The organism is uncultured Pseudokineococcus sp., from assembly GCF_947495735.1.
Lineage (GTDB): Bacteria > Actinomycetota > Actinomycetes > Actinomycetales > Quadrisphaeraceae > Pseudokineococcus.
This window is the reverse complement of the sequence record NZ_CANMAA010000009.1, coordinates 42,559-64,721: the sequence shown is the minus strand read 5'-3', so window position 1 is coordinate 64,721 and position 22,163 is coordinate 42,559. Positions and strand designations below refer to the sequence as shown.

The window sequence follows — 22,163 nt, the reverse complement described above, 5'->3', positions numbered from 1 at the left end:
GGGAGGTCCGCCGGCGGGGCGCGGCGGCCGCGACGGGCGTGCTCCTAGGGTCGGGCCATGAGCGCTGAGCAGCCCCGTCCCGCCGGCAGCCCGAGCGGGCGGGGCGCCCGCCCCTCGGTCGCCGTCCTCGGCGTCGGCACCATGGGCGAGGCCGTGCTCGCCGGCGTCCTGCGCTCCGGGTGGTCGCCCGACGACGTCGTGGCCGTCGTCCGCCGGGACGAGCGGGCCGCCGAGCTCGCCGACGCCCACGGCGTGCGCTCCGTCCCCCTGGCCGAGGGCGCTGCGCGCGACGTGCTCGTCGTCGCGGTCAAGCCCCAGCAGCTCGACGACCTCCTGGCGCAGGCGGCGCCGCACGTGCGCGCCGGCGCGCTCGTCGTCTCCGTCGCCGCGGGCGTGACGACGGCGCGCCTGGCCGCGGCGCTGCCCGAGGGGGTCGCCGTGGTGCGGGCGATGCCCAACACGCCCGCGCTCGTCGGGTCGGGCGTGACGGCCGTCTCGGCCGGCCCCGGGGCGGGGGAGGAGCAGGTGGCCCTGGTGGCCGAGATGCTCTCCGGCGCGGGCGACGTCGTGCACCTGCCGGAGTCCCAGCAGGACGCCGCCACCGCCGTCTCCGGGTCGGGCCCGGCGTACGTGCTCCACGTGCTCGAGGCGCTCGTCGAGGCGGGCGTCCACGCCGGCCTGCCGCGGGCGACGGCCGCGCGGCTGGCCACGGGGACGCTGGCCGGGACGGCGGCGCTGCTGCAGGAGACGGGCGAGCACCCCTCGCTGCTGCGCGAGCGCGTCACCTCCCCCGGGGGGACGACGGCGGCGGGGCTGCGCCAGCTCGACGAGCGCGGCGTGCGCGCCGCCCTCCTGGCCGCCGTCGAGGCCGCCCGCGCCCGGGCCGGGGAGCTGGCCTGACCGGCGTCCCGGGACGCCGCGACGACGACGGGGGTGCGGTCACCCCCGGGGCCGTCGGTGGCGACGGCCCCGACCTCGCGGCGGGTGGCGGGGCCTCAGCCCCCGAGCTCGGCGCGGCGGGCGAGCAGGCGCTCGCGCTCGGCCTCCAGGCGCTCGCGCTCGCGGCCGGCGAGGCGGCGCACCTGCAGGTCGAGCACCGCGCGGGCCTGGGCGTCGTCGAGGCCCCACGCGCCGAGGGCGGCCGCGGCGGCGCCGACGTCGGGGGCGTCGGCGACGAGGTCGACGAGATCGGCCCGGCGCTCCACGGCGAGCGCCAGGGCGGACAGGACGTGCAGGCGCATCTCGATGTAGCCGAGCTCGCGCTCGGCCCCCGCGCCGCCGCTCACGGCCGCCCCGCGAACTTCTCGATGAGGCTGGTGCGGCCCGAGACGATGAGGACGTCGCGGTCGCGCACCCGGGTGTCGGGCTGGGCGTAGTGGAAGTCCTCGCCGGGCGACTTCACGCCGACGATCGTCACCCCGTACTTCTCGCGGACCCTGCTCTGCCCGAGGGTGAACCCCTGGCACTCGCGGGGCGGGCGCATCTTGACGATGGCGAAGCCGTCGTCGAACTCGATGAAGTCGAGCAGCCGGCCGCCCACGAGGTGGGCGACGCGCTCGCCGGCGTCCGCCTCGGGGTAGACCACGTGGTGGGCGCCGAGCCGGGTGAGGATGCGCCCGTGCGAGGGGGTGATCGCCTTCGCCCAGATCTGCGGGACGCCCATGTCGACGAGCGTGGACGCCGTCAGGACGCTCGCCTCGAGCGAGGTGCCGATGCCCACCACGGCCACCCCGAAGTCCTGGGCGCCGAGCTGGGCGAGCGCGTCGCCGTTGGTGGCGTCCGCCTCCACGACGTGGGTGAGGCGACCCGACCACTCCTGGACCAGGCCGGGGTCGCGCTCGACGGCGAGGACGTCGTGCCCCATGCGGTCGAGCGCAGCGGCCATGGCGCTGCCGAAGCGCCCGAGCCCGATGACGAGCACGGCGTCGTCGCGCGATCTGTCAGCCAACGATGGGCCTCTCCTCCGGGAGTCGGAACAGCCGGCCGCTCTCGCGCAGGGCGAGGGCGGCGGCCAGGGTCATGGTGCCCGTCCGGCCGACGACCATGAGCGCGGAGAGCACCCACTTGCCGGCGTCGGGCAGGTCGCTCGTGCCGCCGACGGACAGGCCGACGGTGGCGAAGGCGGAGATCACCTCGAACAGGACGACGTCCAGGCTGTCACCGGTGATCGCCAGCATGGCGACGGTCCCGACGAGCACCGTCGTCGTGCCGACGAGGCCGACCGCGACGGCCAGGCGCAGCGAGCCCTGGGGCACGCGGCGCCCGAAGGCCTCGGCGTCGCGGTCCCCGCGGGCCTCGGCGACGACGGCCAGGACGAGCACCGCCAGCGTCGTGACGCGGATGCCGCCGGCCGTGGAGGCGCTCCCGCCGCCGACGAACATCAGCGCGTCCTGGACGAGCCAGGTCGCCGTCGACATCTCCGTGAGGTCCACGGTGTTGAACCCGCCGGAGCGGGGCATCACCGAGGCGAAGCCCGTCGCGAGGACCCGGTCGCCCAGCGGGAGCCCGCCGAGCGTGCGCGGGTTGCCCCACTCCATGGCCCCGATGAGCACGGCGCCGAGGACGAGCAGGACGGCCGTGGCGGCCAGCGTCATGTGGGTGTGCAGCCCCCACCGGTGGGGGTGGCGCCAGCGGTCGCGCAGCACGAGCAGCACCGGGAAGCCGAGGCTGCCGAGGACGACGCCGACCATGATCGGCACGCACAGCCACCAGTCGCCGGCGGGCGAGGCGCCCTCGAGGGCGGGCAGCCCGCCGGGGTGGGAGACGAAGCCGGCGTTGTTGAAGGCCGAGACGCCGTAGAAGGCGGCGTGCCAGGCGGCGCTGGGCAGGCTCTCCCCGGCCGTGAGGAACCGGGGGAAGAGGACCAGCGCGAGCACGGCCTCGATCGCCAGCGAGGCCAGGATGACGGTGCGCACGAGCACGCCCACCTCGCCCAGGCGCAGCGCCTTGGTCTCGCTCTGGGCGAGCAGCCGCTGGGAGAGGCCGAGGCGCCGCGAGACGAGCAGGCCCAGGAGGCTGGCGAGCACGAGCACGCCGAACCCGCCGACGGCGATGCCGACCAGGATGATCGCCTCGCCCAGGTCCGACCAGTACGTGGCGGTGTCGACGACGACGAGCCCCGTGACGCAGACCGCGGAGACGGCGGTGAAGGCGGCGTCGGCCAGCGGCGCCCGCTCGCCGGAGCTGGTGGCGCCGGGCAGGCTCAGCAGCGCGGTGAAGACGGCGATGACCGAGACGAAGGCGAGGACCGCCAGCCGGGCGGGGGAGCGGCGCAGCAGCCCGGCCAGGCCCCCGCGGGAGGCGCCCCGCGCGAGGGGAGGGGTCTCCAGGTCCACCGCGCGTCCTCCCGTGGCCGGGTCGGGCTCCCGGCCTCCCGGCGCGCCCGGGGGGCCGCGACCCTCGGCGGGCCGGACCACCGGGTGGCTCCGGCAGCGCGCCCGGACCGGCCGGACGCAGGGGGGACGCTAGCGTCGCCGCATGACCAGCAGCACCCGGGTCGTGTGGGACCCCGCCTTCACGGCGTACGACTTCGGCCCCGACCACCCGATGAGCCCGGTGCGCCTGGAGCTGACGGTCCGGCTGCTGTCCGACCTCGGCGTCCTCGACCGCCCGGGCGTGGACGTGCGCGGCGCGGAGGTCGCGGACGACGCGCTGCTCCACACCGTCCACCTGCCCGAGTACGTGGCGGCGGTGCGCCGGGTCTCGGAGGACCCCCGGCGCGCGGACCCTGAGCGCGGCCTCGGCACCGAGGACGACCCCGCCTTCGCCGGCATGCACGAGGCGAGCGCGCGCATCCTCGCCGCGAGCGTCGACTGCGCCGACGACGTCTGGCGCGGCGACGTCTCGCACGCCGTCAACTTCACGGGCGGGCTGCACCACGCGATGGCCGGCCGCGCCAGCGGCTTCTGCGTGTACAACGACGTCGCCGCCGCCATCCGGCGGCTGCTGGACGCCGGCGCGCGCCGCGTGGCCTACGTGGACGTCGACGTCCACCACGGCGACGGCGTCCAGGCCGCCTTCTGGGACGACCCGCGCGTCCTGACCGTCTCGATGCACCAGAGCGGGCGGACGCTCTTCCCGGGCACCGGCTTCCCGGACGAGGTCGGCGGCCCCGGGGCCGAGGGCACGGCGGCGAACATCGCCCTGCCCCCGGGCACGCGCGACGCCGCCTGGCTGCGGGCGCTGCACGCGGTGGCGCACCCCCTGGTGCGCGCCTTCGCCCCGGACGTCCTGGTCACCCAGCACGGCTGCGACAGCCACCAGCTCGACCCGCTGGCCGACCTCGCCGTGTCCGTGGACGCCCAGCGCGCCGCGGCCGACAGCCTCCACGAGCTCAGCCACGAGGTGTGCGACGGCCGGTGGCTGGCCACGGGCGGCGGCGGCTACGCGGTCGTCGACGTCGTACCGCGCACGTGGTCCCACGTCGTCGCCATCGCGGCGCACGCCCCGATCCGCCCCTCGACCCCCGTCCCCGAGCCGTGGCGCGACCACGTGCGGCGCACCTACCGGCGGGAGGCCCCCCTGCTCATGGGCGACGCCGGGCCCGACGGCCGGTGCGAGGACCGGCCGCCGTGGTACCGGCCGTGGTCCGGCGGCCACGACCCCGAGGACGCCGTGGACCGGGCGGTCCTGGCCACGCGCCGCGCCGTCTTCCCCTCCCAGGGCCTCGACCCCTTCTTCGACTGAGCGCCTCCGTCGACCGAGTCGTCTCCTCCGCCGGCGTCGGGGCGTCGGGGCGGCCCGTCAGGCCGCCGGTGCGGGCGGAGCCGTCCCGGTGGCCGCGGCCGCGGGCGCAGACGCGGGTCCCCGCGGTCCCCTAGGGTCGAGGCCACGAGGGCCTTCCGCGCCCGACGAGGCGGCCGGTGGGCCGCCACCACGACGAGGGGGCCCAGGTGCCGACGGACGGGCGACCAGCAGGTGGGGACGCGCGCCCCGACGAGGGCGCGCGACCGGCCGCCGGGCGCGGGCTGACGGACGGGGACCTGCTGACGGTGGCCGAGGTCGCCGACGCGCTGCGCGTCTCCCGCATGACCGTCTACCGCCTCGTGCACTCGGGCGAGCTCCCCGCCGTGCGCGTCGGGCGCTCCTACCGGGTGCCCGAGGGAGCGGCCGCCGCCTTCCTGGCCGCGGCCCGCACGGTGCCGGGGACGCTGCCCGGCGCGGGGCCGGCGGACGAGCAGCGGCGGGCCGGCAGCGCCTGAGCGCTCCCGCCGCGGGGACCGCACCGAGCCGTCCGCGGCCGTCGCGCGCTCCGGGGCGCGGCGCCGGCGCGGCGCCGGGAGGGCGGCCCGCGCCGTCGCCCCGGTGGCACCGGTAGGCTCGGCCGCAGACCAGGACCACGTCGGCCAGCTCCGGACGCGGTCGCAGCACCGAGACGACAGGCAGGCCCCATGGGTTCGGTCATCAAGAAGCGCCGCAAGCGGATGGCGAAGAAGAAGCACCGCAAGCTGCTCCGCAAGACGCGCCACCAGCGCCGCAACAAGAAGTGACCTGCTGCAGGCGGACGGGCGCGCCCCGCGCGACGCCCCCCGCCTGCCCGACGACGCCCGCCCCGCCCCGCGGTGGCGGGCGTCGTCCGTCCTGGCCCGTCCGCGCCGCGCACCGGCGTCCCGTCGTCGAGCGCTGAGGGGAGGAGCTGTGGAGGCTCCCCGCTCCGCCGCCGGTCCGGACGCCGTCCGCCCCGACGCCGCCGGCTCCGCCCCCGTCGATCTGCGCCGCGAGGTGGTCGCCGTCACCGGCGCGGCGCACCCCCTGGCCGCGGCGCTCGCGCGCCGGCTGGCCGGCGGCGAGCCCTCCGCGCCCTCCCGCCGCCCGGCCCCGGTGGTCCTGGCGCTGGACGAGCGCAGCCCCGCCGAGGACCTCGGGGCGGCGCGGCGGGTGCGCGTGGACGCCCGGGGCGCCTCCCTGGCCCGGGTCCTGGACGCCGAGGGCGTCGGCGTCGTCGTGGACTGCTCCCTGCTCCCCGGCGGCTCCTCGCGCACCGGGGGACAGGCCCGCGACGGGCAGCCGCCGCCGGGCCTTCACGTGCTGTCGGCCGTCCAGCGGGTCCCCTCGGTGCGCCGCGTCGTGCTCGCCTCGTCCACCGGGGTCTACGGCGCGAGCCCCCGGGCGCCCTCGGTGCGCACCGAGGCGTCCGAGCTGGCCACCCCCTCGGGCGGCCTCGAGCGCGCGGCCGCCGAGGTCGAGGCGGCGCTGCGGGCCACCACGCGCCGGCGCGAGGACGTCGCAGCGGTCGTGCTGCGGCTGGCCGAGGTCGTCGGCCCGGGCCTGCGGACGCCGCTGGGGGAGTGGCTCGAGCTCCCGGCCGTGCCGTGCCTGTGGGGCCACGACCCGCGGCTGCAGGTGCTGCACGCCGAGGACGCGGTCGAGGCGCTCCTGCTCGCCGTCCGCGGGGACGTCTCGGGCGTGGTCAACGTGGCCGGCGACGGGGTGGTGACGCTGTCCCAGGCGGCGGCGCTCTGCGGTCGCACGGTGCTGCCCGTGCCGGCGGCCCTGCTCGGGCGGACCGCCAGCGCGCTGGTGGGCCGCGCCGTCCCCCTGCCCTGGGGCGACGCCGACCGGGTGCTGCGCTCGGGACGAGTGGTCGACCTGCGCCGCATGCACGAGGACCTGGGCCTCTCGCCGCGCTGGTCCAGCCGCGCCGCGGTCGAGGACCTGGCGCGGGGGCGCGGGCTCGCCGGGCCGCTGTCGCCCGAGGTGCGCCGCGCCGCCGCCGACCGGGCGGCCGGCGCCTGGGCCCGGCTCCGGGCGGTCGCGGCCGCCGCCGGGCACGAGCGGGACGGCGCCGCGCGGTGACGGCCGACGTCGGAGCGAGCGCCGCGCACCGCGGGGGCCGGGGGCAGACTGGGCGAGGACCTCGAGGGGGTGGGCGGACGTGAGCAGCACGCCGGCGGCACGCGATCGCGACGGCGTCGTGGTGCCCCTGCGCCGTCCCGGCGCCGCACCGGGCCCGACCCGCGAGGACGCCCCCGGCGGTCCCGCCGGGGCGGGGCCCGCAGGCGGTGGCCGGGACGGCGGCACCGGTTCGTCGGGTGACCAGGCGGCCCTCGAGGACCGGCTGGCCGCGGCGCTCGCCGCGGCGCGGGCGGGGAGCCTGGCCGCGCGGCGCACGGCGCGCCGGGCCGCGGAGCGCGTCGCCGCGGCGGCGGAGGGCCCCGCCGGCGACCTGGGGCGGCGCGCGCGGCGCACCGCCGGCGTGCTCGGGCGGCGCGTCACGGGCGACTACGAGGTGGACGAGCTCGGCTTCGACCGGGAGCTCACCGAGGAGGTCCTGCTGGACCTCCTGCGCCCCCTGTACCGCCGCTGGTTCCGCGTCGAGCTGCGCGGGGCCGAGCGCGTGCCGCCGGGCACCGGCGCCCTGCTCGTGGCCAACCACTCCGGCACCGTCGGCATCGACGCCCTCATGACCATGGTGGCCGTCCACGACGACGTGCCCGGCGGTCGCCACCTGCGGGTGCTCGCCGCCGACCTGGTGCTCGCCGCGCCGGTGCTCGGCGACCTCGCGCGGCGCGCGGGCATCACCCTCGCGACGCCCGCGGACGCGGAGCGGCTGCTGGCGGACGGCGAGCTCGTCGGCGTCTGGCCGGAGGGCTACAAGGGCGTGGGCAAGCACTTCCGCGACCGCTACCGCCTGCAGCGCTTCGGCCGGGGCGGCTTCGTCGCCTCGGCCCTGCGCGCCGGGGTGCCGATCGTGCCGTGCGCCATCGTCGGGGCGGAGGAGGTCTACCCCAAGATCGGGGACATCGCGCCGCTGGCCCGCCTGCTCGGCCTGCCCTACGTGCCGGTGACGCCGTTCTTCCCGCTGCTCGGCCCGCTGGGGCTGGTGCCCCTCCCGAGCCGGTGGGTCGTCGAGCTCGGCGAGCCGGTGCGCACCGACCTCGCTCCCGCCGGCACGGCCGACGACCCCGCCGCGGTGCTCGACCTGGCCGACCAGGTCCGCGAGACGATCCAGGAGACGCTGCACGACCTGCTGCTGCACCGCGGGTCGGTCTTCCGGTGAGCCCAGGGGCAGGGGCAGGGGCAGGGGAGGGCGACGGGCGCCTCGGCCGGCTGCGGCGCGCCCTGCGCGGGGCCGGGGCGCCGGGGGGCCGCGCCCGCCGGGCGGGCGGGCCGGCCGCGACGCCGTCGGAGCCCCGCGTCGTGCTCTACGGGCGGGCCGGCTGCCACCTGTGCGCGGACGCGCGCGAGGTGGTCGCGGCCGTCGCCGCCCGCACGGGCGCCGGCGTCCGCGAGGTCGACGTCGACGCGCCGGGGCCGGGGGAGGAGCCCGGCGGCCGCCCCGGCGCCCTCGCGGCCCGGTACGGCGAGCTCGTCCCGGTCGTCGTCGTGGACGGCGTCCAGCACGCCGTCTACCACGTGGACGCCGGCCGGCTGGAGGCGGTCCTGCTCGCGCCGCCGCGCTGAGGCGCCGCCCGCACCGCTCTCGACTTTGTGCGTGCGTTCACAAGTGCCTACTCTGGGGGGGTCCGCAGCGCCCTGGCCCCCGCGCGCGACATCCCCTGCCGCACGCGAAGGAGCCGGCTGACGCCGTGAGCACCCCCCGACACGACTCCGGGCAGGTCTCGGGCCGCGCCCCCGACACGGGAGCCGACGGCCCGCGGCACGCCGTGGCGGCCCCCGGCCCGGTCGCCGCGCGGCTCATCGCCGAGCGCGGCATCCCCGAGGCGACGGTCGGCCGGCTGCCCGTGTACCTGCGCGCGCTCACCGCCCTCGTCGAGCGGGGCGTCCCCACGGTGTCCTCCGAGGAGCTCGCGGCCGCGGCCGGCGTCGGCTCGGCGAAGCTCCGCAAGGACCTCAGCCACCTCGGCTCCTACGGCGTCCGCGGCGTGGGCTACGAGGTGAGCCCCCTGGTGACCCACATCTCCCGCGAGCTCGGCCTCACCCAGGAGTGGGGCGTCGTCATCGTCGGCCTCGGCAACCTGGGCCGGGCGCTCGCCAGCTACGGCGGCTTCGCCGAGCGCGGCATGGGGGTCACCGCCCTGTTCGACGCGGACCCGGCCGTCGTCGGCCGCGAGGTGGCCGGCCTGCCGGTCCGCCCGATGTCCGAGCTCGCCGAGGTCGTCCGGCGCGAGGGCGTCGTCATCGGCGTCCTCGCCGTGCCGGGGGCCGCCGCCCAGAGCGCCTGCGACGACCTCGTCGCCGCCGGCGTGACGGGCGTCCTGACGTTCGCGCCGGCCGTGCTGTCGGTGCCCGAGGGAGTGGACGTGCGCAAGGTCGACCTGGCCAGCGAGCTGCAGATCCTGGCCTTCCACGAGCAGCGCAAGGCCGCCGGCGACGCCGTGCGCGCCGCGGCGGTGCCCGGCCCCGCCGCCGTGCCGGCCGACGGCCACGGCCACGGCCGCGCCGGAGCGGTCGGCGGTGCGCCCGCCGCGCGCCCCGCGCCGGTCTCCCGGCCCGCCCGCCGCCGGGTGGGGGTGGCCCGGTGACCGCCCTCGTCGTGGGCCTGTCCCACCGCACCGCGCCGCTCGAGGTCCTCGAGCGCGCCACCCTGGACGCCGGCGCGGCCCGCGCGCTGGCGGTCGGCGCCTGCACCGCCGACGACGTCACCGAGGCCGTCGTGCTGTCCACGTGCAACCGGCTCGAGGTCTACAGCGAGGTCGCCACCTTCCACGGCGGCCTGGCCGACGTCGGGGCCGCGCTCGTCGAGGCCACGGGCGTGCCGCTGGCCGAGCTCACCGACCACCTCTACGTGCACTTCGCCGAGAGCGCGGTCGAGCACCTCTTCACGGTCGTCTGCGGCCTGGACTCCATGGCCGTCGGCGAGTCGCAGGTGCTCGGCCAGGTGCGCTCGGCGCTGCGCCGCGGCCAGGAGGACGGCAGCGTCGGCAGCGCCCTGGACGGCCTGCTGCAGCGCGCCCTGCGCGTCGGCAAGCGCGCCCACTCCGAGACGGGCCTGGACCACGCGGGCCACTCCCTGGTGGAGGCCGGGCTCGCCCACGCGGACGAGGTCGTGGGTCCCCTGGTCGACGCCCGCGTCCTGGTCGTCGGCGCCGGGGCCATGAGCGCCCTCGCCGCGACGACGGCCCACCGCCTCGGCGCGCGCGACATCACGGTCCTCAACCGCACCGCCGCCCGGGCGCAGCGCCTGGCCGAGGCGGTCGGCGGTCGCTGGGGCGCGCTGGGGGAGAGCGGCGGCCTGGAGCACGCCCTCGCCGAGGCCGACGTCGTCCTGTCCTGCACCGGCGCCGTGGGCCACGTCGTCGACGCCGCCACCGTCGGCGCCGCACGAGCCCTGCGGGGCGCCGGCGCGCCCGGCGGCTCCGGGGCGGCCGCACCCCAGCTCCTCGTCGACCTCGCCCTGCCGCGCGACGTCGCCCCCGAGGTGGGGCGCCTGCCCGGCGTCGTCGTGGTGGGCCTCGCCGAGCTCGGGGCGCAGCTGGCCGCCGAGGTGGGGGGAGCGGGGTCCGGCGTCGCCGCGGACCTGCGGGACGCCCGCGCGATCGTCGCCGAGGAGTCCGCCGCCTACCTGGCCGAGCGGCGCGCCGCCGCCGTCGCGCCGACCGTCGTCGCGCTGCGCACCCAGGCGCGCGAGGTCGCCGACGCCGAGCTCGACCGGCTGCGCCACCGCCTCGGCCCGGACCTCGACGCCCGCGTCGAGGCCGAGGTCGCCCAGACGCTCCACCGGGTCGTCTCCACCCTGCTGCACACGCCCACCGTGCGCATGAAGCACCTCGCCGCGGACGCCTCCAGCGGTCCCGCCTACGTCGAGGCGGTGCGCGAGCTCTTCGACCTCGACCCGGCCGGCACGCGGGCGCCCGAGGCCGTCACCGAGGCGCTGCGGGCGGTCCCGGAGGCGCGAGGGCAGGCCCCGACCGGTGGGGCCGCCGCGACGGCCGACGCGCTGCGCGACCTGCTCACCGGCGCCGTCGTCCCGCCCCGGCGGCCGCGGCCCGGCGACGCGGGGACCCGCTCGTGAGCGCCGACGAGCCGCTGCGGCTCGGCACGCGACGCAGCGCCCTCGCCCGCGCCCAGTCCGAGGTCGTCGCGCAGCGGCTGCGCGAGACGAGCGGCCGCGAGGTCGTCCTCGTGGAGGTCACCACGCGCGGCGACGTCGACCGGGCCCCCCTGGCCCAGATCGGCGGCACGGGCGTCTTCGTCACGGCGCTGCGGGAGGCGCTGCTCGAGGGCCGGGTCGACCTCGCCGTGCACTCCATGAAGGACCTGCCCACGGCGGCGGCAGAGGGCCTCGTGCTGGCCGCCGTGCCGCCGCGCGAGGACCCCCGCGACGTGCTCGTCGCCGCCGGCGGCGCCGGGCTCGGCGACCTGCCCCCGGGCGCGCGCATCGGGACCGGGTCGCCCCGCCGGGCCGCCCAGCTGCGCGCCCTCGGGCTGGGCCTGGAGGTCGTGGAGGTGCGCGGCAACGTCGACACGCGCGTCGGCATGGTGACCTCCGGGCGGCTCGACGCCGTCGTCCTGGCCGCTGCGGGCCTGCGGCGGCTCGGGCGCGCCGACGAGATCACCGAGGTGGTGGACGTCGAGCAGATGGTGCCGGCGCCCGCCCAGGGCGCGCTGGCCCTCGAGTGCCGGGCCGACGACCTGGTGACGGCGCAGGCCTGCGCCGCCCTCGACGACCCGCTGACCCGCTCGGCCACCACCGCCGAGCGCGCCCTCCTGGGCGCGCTCGAGGCGGGCTGCAGCGCCCCCGTGGGCGCCCTCGCGCGGACCGACGGCGGCGAGGGCGGCGGCGAGCTCGTGCTGCAGGCCGTCGCCGCGGCCGTCGACGGCTCGCGCGTGCTGCGCCGCTCGGCCCGCGGCGACGACACCGACCCGATCGGCCTCGGACGGCGCCTGGCCGCCGAGCTCCTGGCCGAGGGGGCCGCCGACCTCGTCGCCGTCGGCCCCGCCTCGCCCGCCGCCGCGCGGCGCGAGGAGCAGCTCCCGCTGCCCGGCAGCACCCCTCCCGCGCCCTCGCAGGGCGCACCCGCACCCGGGGCGGACGGGCTCGCGCCCGCCGCCGCCGACCCCTCCGCGTCGACCCCGGCGCCGTCCCCGGCCCTGCCTCCCGCCGGCTCCCCGACCTCGTCCGCGCAGCCCTCGCAGGCCGCGCCGCACGAGGACGGCCGTGAGTCCCCCGTGTCCGCACCGACCGGTCCGTCCGCGCCCGCGCGGCGGACCAGCTCTCAGGAGAGTGAAGCGTGACCGCGCGCACCGGCCTCGAGCTCGACCAGCGACCCGCCAGCGGCGGGCTGGACGTCCCCGTCCCCGCCGACCCGGCTCCGGGGGACGACGTCCCGCGCCACGACGAGGGCGACCTCGTCGCGGCCCCCGACCCCCTGCCCGCGCCGCCGCCCCCCGGTGCGACGGCCGAGGGCGCAGGCGCCGCCCCCCGGCGGCGCGCCTCGACGCCGCTCGGCTCGGTGGCCTTCGTCGGCGCCGGCCCGGGCGACCCGGGGCTGCTCACCGTGCGGGCCGCCGAGCTGCTCGCCCGCGCGGAGGTCGTCGTCGTCGACGGCCCCGTCGGGGCGGCCCTCGTCGGGAGCCTGCCGACCGAGGGCCCGGAGGTGCTCGACGCCCGCCAGGTGCAGGAGGCGAGCGACCCGACGCCGTCGGCGCGCGCCCGGGCCACCACCCGCCTGCTCACCCGCGCCGCCCGCGCGGGGCGCCGCGTCGTCCGCGTGCTGCCCGGCGACGCGGCGACGTTCGAGGGGCTCGCCGAGGAGCTGCTGGCGTGCCACCGCGCGTCGGTGCCCTTCGAGGTCGTCCCCGGCGTGTCCCCGGCCGTCGCGGTGCCCGTCTACGCGGGCGTGCCCGTCACCACGGCCGGCGTCGACCGCGTCCACGTCGTCGACACGGCGACGGAGTCGCCCGACGCGGCCGGCCTCGCCGCGGCGCGGGAGACGGTCGTGCTGCTGGGCTCGCGCGAGGGCCTGGCCGCCGCGGCGCGCGCCCTCGTGGCGGCGGGCCGCAGCGCCTCGTCGGCCGTCGCCGTCACCTCCGGGGGGACGACGACCGCGCAGCGCACGGCCACGGCGTCCCTCGCCGAGCTGCCGGGCCTGCTCGAGGGCAGCGGGGACGACGCGTGGCCGAGCCCGCTCGTCGCCGTCACCGGCCCGGGCGTCGCGCTGCGCGAGCGCGCCTCCTGGTACGAGAACCGCCCGCTGTTCGGCTGGCGCGTGCTCGTCCCCCGCACGCAGGCCCAAGCGGCTGGCATGGGCGCGCTGCTCGCCGAGGCCGGCGCGGTGGGCGAGGTCGTCCCGACCATCTCCGTCGAGCCGCCGCGGACCCCGCACCAGATGGAGAAGGCCGTCACCGGCCTCGTGACCGGCCGCTACGAGTGGATCGGCTTCACCTCCGCGAACGCCGTCCGCGCCGTGCGCGAGAAGTTCGTCGAGTACGGCCTGGACGCCCGCGCCTTCGCCGGGCTGAAGGTCGCCGCCGTCGGCGGCGTGACGGCGCAGGCGCTGCGGGAGTGGGGCATCGAGCCCGACCTGGTGCCGAGCGGCGAGGAGTCCGCCAAGGGGCTGCTGGCCGACTGGCCGGCCTACGACGACGTGCTCGACCCGATCAACCGGGTCCTGCTGCCGCGGGCCGACATCGCCACCGACACCCTGGTGGCGGGCCTCACCGAGCTGGGCTGGGAGGTCGACGACGTCACCGCCTACCGGACCGTGCGGGCGGCGCCGCCGGCCGCCCCGGTGCGCGACGCCATCAAGAACGGCGCCTTCGACGCGGTCGTGTTCACCTCGTCCTCCACGGTGCGCAACCTCGTCGGCATCGCGGGCAAGCCCAACCCCAGCACCGTGGTGGCGTGCATCGGCCCGGCGACGGCCCAGACCGCGGTGGAGCACGGCCTGCGCGTCGACGTGCTGGCGCCCGAGCCCAGCGCGGCCTCGCTCGTGAGCGCGCTGGCCGACCACGGGAGCGGGCTCGCCGCGGCCGCGGCGCAGGCGGGCGAGCCGCTCCAGCGCCCCAGCGAGCGCCGCGTGCCGGCGCGCCGCCGGGCCCGCTGAGGCGCCCCCGCGAGACGACCAGCACGGCACCACCAGCACGGCACCGCCCGAACGGCACCGCCGGAACGGCGCCACCAGCACGGCACCACCAGCACGGCACCATCCGAACGGCGCCCGGCCCCTCACCGAGGGCCGGGCGCCGGCCTGCGAGAGGACCTGCCCCGTGCCCTTCCCGATCGAGCGCCCCCGCCGCCTGCGCGCCACCCCCGCTCTGCGCTCCCTCGTGCGCGAGCAGCGGCTGCACCCCTCCCAGCTCGTGCTGCCGATGTTCGTCAAGGAGGGCCTGGACTCCCCGCGCGAGGTCACGAGCCTGCCCGGCGTCGTCCAGCACTCGCGGGCCTCGCTCGTCGACGCCGCGCACGAGGCGGTCGAGGCGGGCGTCGGCGGCCTCATGCTCTTCGGCGTCCCCGCCGAGCGCGACGCCCGGGGCAGCGGCGCCGACGACCCCGAGGGGATCCTCAACCTCGGGCTGCGCGACCTCGCCGACGCCGTCGGGGACCGCACCGTCGTCATGGCGGACCTGTGCCTGGACGAGTTCACCGACCACGGCCACTGCGGCGTCCTGGTGCCCGACGGCCCCCGGGCCGGGACCGTCGACAACGACGCGACGCTCGCGCGCTACACCGCCATGGCGCTGGCGCAGGCCGAGGCCGGGGCCACCGTGCTCGGCCTCTCGGGGATGATGGACGGCCAGGTCGGCGTCGTGCGCGCCGCCCTCGACGAGGCGGGGCGCGACGACGTCGTGCTGCTCGCCTACGCGGCGAAGTACGCCTCCGCCTTCTTCGGCCCCTTCCGCGAGGCCGTGGAGTCGACCCTCGTCGGGGACCGCCGCGGCTACCAGCAGGACCCGGCGAACCGGCGCGAGGCGCTGCGTGAGGTGCGCCTGGACGTCGAGGAGGGCGCCGACGTCGTCATGGTCAAGCCGGCGCTGCCGTACCTGGACGTCCTCTCCGACGTGGCGCAGGCCGTCGACGTGCCGGTGTGGGCCTACCAGGTCTCCGGCGAGATGGCGATGGTCGAGGCCGCCGCCGCCAACGGCTGGCTCGACCGGGAGCGGACGATCCTCGAGACGCTGGCGTCGGTGCAGCGCGCCGGGGCGGACGCCGTCCTCACCTACTGGGCCGTGGAGGCCGCGCGCTGGCTGCGCCGGGGCTGACCGGCGGACGCCGCGGACGACGCGGCGGAGCCGGCCAGGTGCTCGGAGCACCCGTTCGGGGGTCTCGGCGGGGCCCGGCGGAGTAAGGTCACCCTCATGAGCACCGCGCCTGTCGACGTCGACGGGGCAGCGACTCCGGCCGCGGTCGGGGGGCTGTCCTGGCTGGACCCGCGGGAGCAGCGGGTCTGGCGCAGCTACCTCGAGGGCACCCAGCGCCTGTGGGAGCACCTGGGCACCGTGCTGGACGCCGACGGCGACGTCCCGCTCCAGGAGTACGAGGTGCTGGTGCGCCTGTCCGAGGCGCCGGGCGGCTCCCTGCGCATGTCCGAGCTGGCGCACGCCCTCGTGCACTCCCGCAGCCGGCTCACGCACACGGTCGGCCGGATGGAGGCCCGGGGCCTCGTCGAGCGGCGCGCCTGCCCCGACGACGGCCGCGGCGTCCTGTGCGTGGTCACCGAGGACGGGCGCGACGCGCTGGCCCGCCAGGCACCGGCGCACGTGGCCAGCGTCCGCGCCGCGCTGTTCGACCTCCTCGAGCCCGCGGAGGTCGACGCCCTCGGCAGCGCCCTGGAGAAGGTCGCGGCCAACCTCCGCGGCTGAGGGCCCGCGCCGCGCCGCGCCGCGCCGCGGCCGCGGCCCGTGGTCGCCGGGGCCCGGGCCGCCCGGGCCGTCGTCGGTCCCGGGCGGCAGGATGGCGGGCATGAGCACCTCCCCGTCCGACCCCTCCGCAGCAGCGGGCCCCGTCGCGCCGCCCTACCCCTTCGAGGCCCCCGCCTCCGAGGAGCTGTTCGCCCACGCCCGCGCCGTGACGCCGGGCGGGGTCAACTCCCCGGTCCGCGCCTTCGGCGCCGTCGGCGGCACGCCCCGCTTCATGACCTCGGCCCGGGGTCCCTACCTGCGCGACGCGGACGGCCGCGAGTACGTCGACCTGGTGTGCTCCTGGGGGCCGATGATCCTCGGGCACGCCCACCCGGAGGTCCTCGAGGCCGTGACGCGCGCCGCGTCGCTCGGCTTCTCCTTCGGCACGCCGACGCCGCGCGAGTACGAGCTGGCGCAGGAGATCATCGACCGGGTCGAGCCGGTCGAGCGGGTGCGCCTCGTCAGCTCGGGCACGGAGGCCGTCATGAGCGCCGTGCGCCTGGCGCGCGGCGCGACCGGCCGCTCCCTGGTCGTGAAGTTCTCGGGGCACTACCACGGCCACGTCGACGCCCTGCTGGCCTCGGCGGGCTCCGGACTGGCCACCTTCGCCCTGCCGGACACCCCGGGGGTCACGGGCGCGACCGCCGCGGACACGCTCGTCGTCCCCTACAACGACCCCGAGGCCCTCGAGGCCGTCTTCGCCGAGCACGGCGACCGGGTCGCGGCGCTGGTCACCGAGGCCGCGGCGGGCAACATGGGCGTCGTCGCCCCGCGGCCGGGCTTCACCGCGCTCATGCGCCGGCTGACGCGCGAGCACGGCGCGCTGCTCGTCAGCGACGAGGTGATGACGGGCTTCCGCGTCTCCGCCGCCGGCTGGTACGGCCTCGAGGGCCCCCAGGGCGCGGACGGCGACGACGACGTCCACGCGGGCGCGCCCGACCTCATGACGTTCGGCAAGGTGATGGGCGGCGGCTTCCCGGCCGCGGCCTTCGGCGGTCGCGCCGACGTCATGGCCCAGCTCGCCCCGGAGGGGCCCGTCTACCAGGCGGGCACGCTCTCGGGGAACCCCGTCGCCACGGCGGCCGGGCTGGCGACCCTGCAGCGCTGCACCCCCGAGGTGTACGCCCACCTGGACGCGACGGCCGCCCGCCTGTCGTCCGCGGCGTCGCAGGCGCTCACCGACGCGGGGGTGCCGCACACCGTCTCCAGCGCGGGGTCGATGTTCACCGTCTTCTTCGGGCCCGACCCGGTGCACGACTACGCCGGAGCCCGCAGCCAGGACCTGGGCGCGTACGCCGCCTTCTTCCAGTCGATGCTCTCCTCGGGCGTGCACCTGCCCCCGAGCGCCTTCGAGGCGTGGTTCGTCTCGGCGGCCCACGACGACGAGGCCGTCGGCCGGGTGCTCGAGGCGCTCCCGGCCGCCGCGGAGGCGGCGGCGCGCGCCCAGAGCAGCCTGTCCGGCCAGACCGGCACCTGACCGAGCGGGCGCGGGGACGGGTGGGGGAGCGGGTGCCGCGGCGCGAGGCGCCCCGCGGCGGGGCGGACGAGCGCCCCTCGCCGTGGGGCCTGCCCGTGCGCCGGGTCGAGGAGCACCCCGAGCACCCCGCCGACCGGGCCTCGTGGCCGGCGATCCTCGCGCCCGTCCGCCAGGTCCTCGACGAGGGGCTCGACCTCGGACCGGCCACCGTGCTGGTGGGGGAGAACGGCTCGGGGAAGTCGACGCTCGTCGAGGCGCTGGCCCGGGCCTTCGGCCTGCCGCCGGAGGGCGGCACCACGAACACCGCGCACTGGGCCGACGACGCGGCGCGGGACGCCTCGCCGCTGCACGGCTCGCTGCGGCTGGTGCGGGGCGCGGGCGCCTCGCGGTGGGGCTACTTCCTGCGCGCCGAGACGATGCACGCCACCTTCGGCGCGCTGCTCGAGCAGGTCCAGGGCAGCCCCGACCGGCTGACGGTGTCGCACGGGGAGTCCTACCTGTCCGTGCTCGAGGACCACTTCGACGACTCCGGCCTCTACCTGCTCGACGAGCCCGAGTCGGCGCTGTCCTTCACGAGCCAGCTCGCGCTCGTCGGCGTGCTCGCGGCGCAGGTGGCCACCGGCCGCGCCCAGGTCGTCGTCGCGACGCACTCGCCCCTGGTCGCCGCGCTGCCGGGCGCCCGGCTGCTCGAGGTCTCCGAGGACGGCCTCGTCGAGCGGGCGTGGGAGGACCTCGACGTCGTCGGGCACTGGCGCGCCTTCCTCGACGCCCCTGAGCGCTACCTGCGGCACGTCCGACCCTCCTAGCCGGGGCCGGCCCCCGCCGGCGCGGCTGCGCCCGGGGCCCGCGGCGGGCTCGGGCAGGATGGGCGCCATGGCGCAGCCCCCGTCCTCCTCCGACCGACCCAGCCGGCAGGAGCAGGAGCAGACCGGGCGCCCCGGCCCGGCACGGCTGCCCGACCCGTCGGTGCGCACGGTGGTGCACCTGCTGCGCCACGGCGAGGTGCACAACCCCGAGGGGCTGCTCTACGGGCGGCTGCCGGGCTACCACCTGTCCGAGCGCGGCCGGGCCATGGCCGACCGCGTCGCCGAGCACCTGCTGGACGTCGGGGCGGACATCGCGCTCGTCGTCGCCTCCCCGCTCGAGCGGGCGCAGGAGACGGCGAGGGCGTCCGCCGACGTCCTGGGCCTCGAGGTCGGCACGGACGAGCGGCTGATCGAGTCGGGCAACCAGTTCCAGGGCCTCACGGTCGGCGTGGGCGACGGCGCCCTCCGGCGTCCCGAGCACTGGTGGAAGATGCGCAACCCGTTCCGGCCCAGCTGGGGGGAGCCCTACGCCGAGCAGGCGGCGCGCATGCACGCCGCCGCCGACGAGGCGCGCGTGCGCGCCGAGGGGCGCGAGGCCCTGCTCGTCAGCCACCAGCTGCCGGTCTGGGTGGCGCGCCTGGCCGCGGAGGGCCGCCGCTACGTCCACGACCCGCGCCGGCGGCAGTGCTCGCTCGCGAGCCTCACCTCCCTGCACTACGTCGGCCACCGGCTCGAGGGCGTCACCTACCGCGAGCCCGCCGCCGACCTGCTGCCCGGCGCGAACCAGGTGTCCGGGGCCTGACACCCCGCCCGTCCGCCGGGAGCCGGGGGAGCGCGGGCGGCTCCCAGCGGCCTGCCAGGTTGCGTGTGGAACCCTGGAGGCTGTGGGAGACGGCAGCAGGACCAGCAGCCGGGTGCGCGCGGGACGCGCGGCCCGGGCCGCCCTCGCGACCGCCGCCCTCGTCGGCGCGGCCGCCCTGGCCGGGTGCTCCACCAGCGGCGCCCAGACCGAGGTGGTGGACTCCGGCTACGTGGCGGGGGACGGCAGCGTCGTCCAGCTGCCGCCGGACGAGCGCGGTGAGCCGGTCGAGCTCTCCGGCACCACGCTCGAGGGCGAGGAGGTCGACGTCACCGAGTGGCGCGGTGCCCCCGTCGTGCTGAACACCTGGTACGCCGCTTGCGGCCCGTGCCGGGTGGAGGCCCCCGACCTCGCGGAGATCTCCGCCGAGACCGCCGCCGACGGCGTGCGCTTCCTCGGCATCAACACGCGCGACGGCGCCGCGCAGGCCCTGGCCTTCGAGGAGGAGTTCGGCATCGACTACCCCTCGCTGCTGGACCGCGACGGCGAGGGCGTCCTGGCGCTGCGCGGCGACCTGCCGCCGTCGGCGACCCCCACGACGCTCGTCCTGGACGCGCAGGGGCGCGTGGCGGCGCGCTTCCTCGGCGCCGTCGAGCCGTCCACGCTGCGCACGGTCGTCGGCGACGCCGTCGCCGAGGGCGCATGACCACCCGCTCCCGAGGTCCCCGACCGTGACGACCGCCCCCGTCCTGCTGGCGGCGCCGGTGCCGGCCGCGACCGACGCGCTCGGCGCCGTGGCCTTCGCCGGCCCGGTGCTCCTGGCGCTGCCGGTGGCCGCCCTCGCGGGCCTGGTCTCCTTCGCCTCGCCGTGCGTGCTGCCGCTCGTGCCCGGCTACCTGGGGTACGTCACCGGCCTGACGGGCGTTGCCCTGGAGCGCCAGCGCCGCGGGCGCGTGCTGCTGGGGGCCGTGCTCTTCGTCCTCGGCTTCAGCGCCGTCTTCGTCGTCGTCGGCTTCACCGCGGGCGTGCTCGGCGGGCTGCTGCAGCAGTGGGGCGACGAGGTGGCGCGCGTGCTGGGCGTCGTCGTCGTCCTCCTGGGCCTGTCCTTCGCGGGCGTGCTGCCCGGGCTGCGCCGCGAGGTGGCGGTTCGCCGGCGCCCGCCCCCGGGGCTCGCGGGAGCGCCGCTGCTCGGGGTCGTCTTCGGACTGGGGTGGACCCCGTGCATGGGGCCCACGCTGGCGGCGATCTCCTCGCTGGCCCTCGTCTCGGGCTCGGGCCCGCGCAGCGTCGTGCTCGCGCTGGCCTACTGCCTGGGCCTGGGCGTGCCGTTCGTCCTCGTGGCGCTGGCCGCCAGCCGCGGAGCGCGCGGCCTCGACGTGCTGCGCCGCCACCGCACGGCCCTGGCCCGCGCCGGCGGGGGGATGCTCGTCGTCGTCGGCGTGCTGCTCGTGACGGGGGTCTGGACCCAGTGGACCAGCGCCGTCGGCGCCCGCTTCTCCGACTGGGCGCTGCTGTGAGCGCGCCGGCCCGGGCCCCGCAGGACCGCGCGCCCGTCCAGCCGCGCCTGGGCGCCGTGGGCACCGCGCGCTTCGTCTGGCGCCAGCTCACGAGCATGCGCACGGCGCTGCTGCTCCTGCTGCTGCTCGCCGTGGGGGCCGTGCCCGGGTCCGTCGTCCCCCAGGAGGACGTCGACCCCGCCGCGGTGGTGACCTTCCGCGAGGAGCACCCGGTGCTCGCGCCGTGGCTGGACCGGTTGAGCTTCTTCGACGTCTACGCCTCGCCGTGGTTCTCGGCGGTGTACCTCCTGCTCTTCGTCTCGCTCGTCGGCTGCGTGCTCCCGCGCAGCCGCCAGCAGTGGACGGCGTGGCGCTCGCGCCCGCCGCGCACGCCCTCGCGCCTGGAGCGCCTCCCCGAGCACCGCGTCGTCACCGCACCGACCGAGCCCTCGCCGCTGGTCGCGGCGGGAGGGGCGCTGCGCCGACGTCGCTACCGGGTGGACGTGCGCCCCGACGCGCCCGGTGCGGCCACCGGCTCGGTGGCCGCCGAGCGCGGGCACCTGCGCGAGACGGGCAACCTCGTCTTCCACCTCGCCCTCGTGGGCCTGCTCCTGGCGCTCGCCGCCTCGAGCCTCCTGAGCTACCGCGCGCAGGTCGTCGTCCCGGTCGGCCAGGGCTTCTCCAACACGGTCGCCCGCTACGACACCTTCGACCCGGGGGCGTGGGTGGCCCCCGACGACCTGCCCCCCTTCGCCGTCGGCCTCGACGGCCTCGACGTCGAGTTCGAGGAGGCCCCGGGCAGCCAGCTCGGCGCCCCGCGGGACTTCGAGGCGCAGGTGCAGGTCGTCTCGCCGGGGGAGGAGACGCGCGAGGACGTCATCCGCGTCAACGAGCCCCTGCACGCCGGCGGTGCGGAGGTCTACCTCGCCGGCAACGGGTACGCGCCCGTCATCACCGTCACCGACGCCCAGGGCCGGGTCGTCTACTCCGAGCCGACGCCGTTCCTCGCCCAGGACGCGGCCTACACCTCGACGGGGGTCGTCAAGGTGCTCGGGTCGCTGCCGGAGCAGCTGGGCTTCACCGGCGCGTTCCTGCCGACCGCCGTCATCGACGAGCGCGGCCCGCGCTCGATCTTCCCCGACGCCCGGGACCCGCTGCTGCTGCTCACCGGCTACCGCGGCGACCTCGGCGCCGTCAACGACGGGCTGCCGGTCAACGTCTACGAGCTCGACACGACGTCGATGGATCAGCTCACGACGGACGAGGGCGCGCCCTGGTCGGTGGCGCTGCGCCCGGGCGACGCCGTGGACCTGCCGGGCGGGCTCGGCGAGCTGCGCTTCGGGTACCCGCCCGGGGCGGCCGCCCCGGGCGGTGCCGCGACCGCGGCGGAGGGCGACCCGCTGCCCCGCTTCGCCGGGCTGACGGTGCGCCACGACCCGGGCCGCGTCCCCGCCCTCGTCTTCTCCGTGCTCGCCATGCTCGGCCTCGTCGCGTCGCTGTTCACGGCGCGGCGCCGGGTGTTCGTCCGCGTGGGCCCGGGCGAGGGCGGCGCCGCCCGCGTGGAGGTCGCCGGCCTCACCCGCGGGGAGGACGCCGGCCTGGCGGCGGAGGTCGACGCGCTCGCCCGTACCCTCGGGAGCAGCGCGCAGGACCAGGCCCGGCACCCCGCCGCGTCCGACCGCACGACGTCCCAGCCCGCGGTGCCCCAGCCCGCGGCACCCCAGCCCACGGCCTCCCAGCCCGCTGCGTCCGAGCCCGCGGCGGACGCGGCGCCCGACGCCGACGGGTCGCCGGCGGGGAGCCCGACCTCCACCAGCACCACGACCACCAGGAGCTGAAGC

The 22,163-nt window shown here is 78.5% G+C and carries 21 protein-coding genes and 1 pseudogene; 19 read left to right on the top strand and 3 right to left on the bottom strand.

Going from position 1 to position 22,163, the window contains the following annotated elements:
• The first annotated feature begins 57 nt into the window (after nt 1-57).
• Nucleotides 58-900 (top strand): pyrroline-5-carboxylate reductase, encoded by an 843-nt coding sequence (proC, locus tag Q0848_RS12870; RefSeq protein WP_299038164.1) that lies wholly within the window; start codon nt 58-60, stop codon nt 898-900.
• 95 nt (nt 901-995) lie between these two features.
• Here proC and Q0848_RS12865 read toward each other — a convergent pair whose 3' ends face one another.
• Genes Q0848_RS12865 through Q0848_RS12855 form a run of 3 tightly spaced genes read right to left on the bottom strand, consistent with a single transcriptional unit; the run spans nt 996 to nt 3,329 of the window.
• Nucleotides 996-1,286 carry a hypothetical protein gene (locus Q0848_RS12865; RefSeq protein ID WP_299038161.1) on the bottom strand — a complete coding sequence of 97 codons (291 nt, stop codon included), beginning with the start codon at nt 1,284-1,286 and terminating at the stop codon, nt 996-998.
• A complete protein-coding gene (locus Q0848_RS12860) occupies nt 1,283-1,948 on the bottom strand; it encodes a TrkA family potassium uptake protein (RefSeq protein ID WP_299038159.1) in 666 nt (221 codons plus the stop codon). The genes Q0848_RS12865 and Q0848_RS12860 overlap by 4 nt, the downstream gene beginning before the upstream one ends.
• Entirely contained in the window at nt 1,941-3,329 is a 1,389-nt protein-coding gene (locus tag Q0848_RS12855; RefSeq protein ID WP_366146599.1) for a potassium transporter TrkG, read from the bottom strand. The genes Q0848_RS12860 and Q0848_RS12855 overlap by 8 nt, the downstream gene beginning before the upstream one ends.
• Nucleotides 3,330-3,477: 148 nt before the next feature.
• Here Q0848_RS12855 and Q0848_RS12850 point away from each other — a divergent pair, with 148 nt between their 5' ends.
• From Q0848_RS12850 to Q0848_RS12765, 18 genes and pseudogenes are all read left to right on the top strand, one after another.
• A complete protein-coding gene (locus Q0848_RS12850) occupies nt 3,478-4,686 on the top strand; it encodes an acetoin utilization protein AcuC (RefSeq protein WP_299038155.1) in 1,209 nt (402 codons plus the stop codon).
• A 281-nt stretch (nt 4,687-4,967) separates the two neighbouring features.
• Nucleotides 4,968-5,201: a helix-turn-helix domain-containing protein gene (locus tag Q0848_RS12845; RefSeq protein WP_366146598.1), complete on the top strand. Its 234-nt coding sequence runs from the start codon at nt 4,968-4,970 to the stop codon at nt 5,199-5,201.
• Nucleotides 5,202-5,390: 189 nt separating this feature from the next.
• On the top strand, nt 5,391-5,489 hold the full coding sequence (locus Q0848_RS12840; protein ID WP_003792170.1) for a 30S ribosomal protein bS22: 99 nt from the start codon (nt 5,391-5,393) through the stop codon (nt 5,487-5,489).
• A gap of 148 nt (nt 5,490-5,637) precedes the next feature.
• A complete protein-coding gene (locus Q0848_RS12835; protein ID WP_299038153.1) occupies nt 5,638-6,795 on the top strand; it encodes an NAD-dependent epimerase/dehydratase family protein in 1,158 nt (385 codons plus the stop codon).
• Between the two features lie 79 nt (nt 6,796-6,874).
• Nucleotides 6,875-7,999 (top strand): lysophospholipid acyltransferase family protein, encoded by a 1,125-nt coding sequence (locus Q0848_RS12830; protein ID WP_299038152.1) that lies wholly within the window; start codon nt 6,875-6,877, stop codon nt 7,997-7,999.
• Nucleotides 7,996-8,403 carry a glutaredoxin family protein gene (locus Q0848_RS12825; RefSeq protein ID WP_299038149.1) on the top strand — a complete coding sequence of 136 codons (408 nt, stop codon included), beginning with the start codon at nt 7,996-7,998 and terminating at the stop codon, nt 8,401-8,403. Before Q0848_RS12830 ends, Q0848_RS12825 begins: the two co-directional genes overlap by 4 nt.
• A 236-nt stretch (nt 8,404-8,639) precedes the next feature.
• Entirely contained in the window at nt 8,640-9,425 is a 786-nt protein-coding gene (locus tag Q0848_RS12820) for a redox-sensing transcriptional repressor Rex (protein WP_366146597.1), read from the top strand.
• On the top strand, nt 9,422-10,915 hold the full coding sequence (locus Q0848_RS12815) for a glutamyl-tRNA reductase (protein WP_299038146.1): 1,494 nt from the start codon (nt 9,422-9,424) through the stop codon (nt 10,913-10,915). Before Q0848_RS12820 ends, Q0848_RS12815 begins: the two co-directional genes overlap by 4 nt.
• A pseudogene (gene hemC, locus Q0848_RS12810) lies at nt 10,912-11,829 on the top strand (hydroxymethylbilane synthase); the annotation flags it as partial. The gene Q0848_RS12815 and the pseudogene hemC, both read left to right, overlap by 4 nt.
• Before the next feature lie 527 nt (nt 11,830-12,356).
• Nucleotides 12,357-13,949, top strand: coding sequence for a uroporphyrinogen-III synthase (locus tag Q0848_RS12805; protein ID WP_366146596.1), 1,593 nt, complete (start codon nt 12,357-12,359; stop codon nt 13,947-13,949).
• A gap of 163 nt (nt 13,950-14,112) precedes the next feature.
• Entirely contained in the window at nt 14,113-15,105 is a 993-nt protein-coding gene (gene hemB / locus Q0848_RS12800) for a porphobilinogen synthase (RefSeq protein WP_299038138.1), read from the top strand.
• A gap of 96 nt (nt 15,106-15,201) precedes the next feature.
• Nucleotides 15,202-15,705: a MarR family winged helix-turn-helix transcriptional regulator gene (locus tag Q0848_RS12795; RefSeq protein WP_299038136.1), complete on the top strand. Its 504-nt coding sequence runs from the start codon at nt 15,202-15,204 to the stop codon at nt 15,703-15,705.
• 100 nt (nt 15,706-15,805) lie between these two features.
• The gene (hemL, locus tag Q0848_RS12790; RefSeq protein WP_299038134.1) at nt 15,806-17,221 is read left to right on the top strand and encodes a glutamate-1-semialdehyde 2,1-aminomutase; all 1,416 of its coding nucleotides are present in this window, start codon (nt 15,806-15,808) and stop codon (nt 17,219-17,221) included.
• A 32-nt stretch (nt 17,222-17,253) separates the two neighbouring features.
• On the top strand, nt 17,254-18,027 hold the full coding sequence (locus tag Q0848_RS12785; protein WP_299038132.1) for an AAA family ATPase: 774 nt from the start codon (nt 17,254-17,256) through the stop codon (nt 18,025-18,027).
• 67 nt (nt 18,028-18,094) lie between these two features.
• Entirely contained in the window at nt 18,095-18,829 is a 735-nt protein-coding gene (locus Q0848_RS12780) for a histidine phosphatase family protein (RefSeq protein WP_299038130.1), read from the top strand.
• Between the two features lie 82 nt (nt 18,830-18,911).
• The gene (locus tag Q0848_RS12775; RefSeq protein ID WP_299038127.1) at nt 18,912-19,532 is read left to right on the top strand and encodes a TlpA disulfide reductase family protein; all 621 of its coding nucleotides are present in this window, start codon (nt 18,912-18,914) and stop codon (nt 19,530-19,532) included.
• Between the two features lie 25 nt (nt 19,533-19,557).
• Nucleotides 19,558-20,343, top strand: coding sequence for a cytochrome c biogenesis CcdA family protein (locus Q0848_RS12770; protein WP_299038125.1), 786 nt, complete (start codon nt 19,558-19,560; stop codon nt 20,341-20,343).
• Entirely contained in the window at nt 20,340-22,160 is a 1,821-nt protein-coding gene (locus tag Q0848_RS12765) for a cytochrome c biogenesis protein ResB (protein ID WP_299038123.1), read from the top strand. The genes Q0848_RS12770 and Q0848_RS12765 overlap by 4 nt, the downstream gene beginning before the upstream one ends.
• The last annotated feature ends 3 nt before the right edge of the window (nt 22,161-22,163 follow it).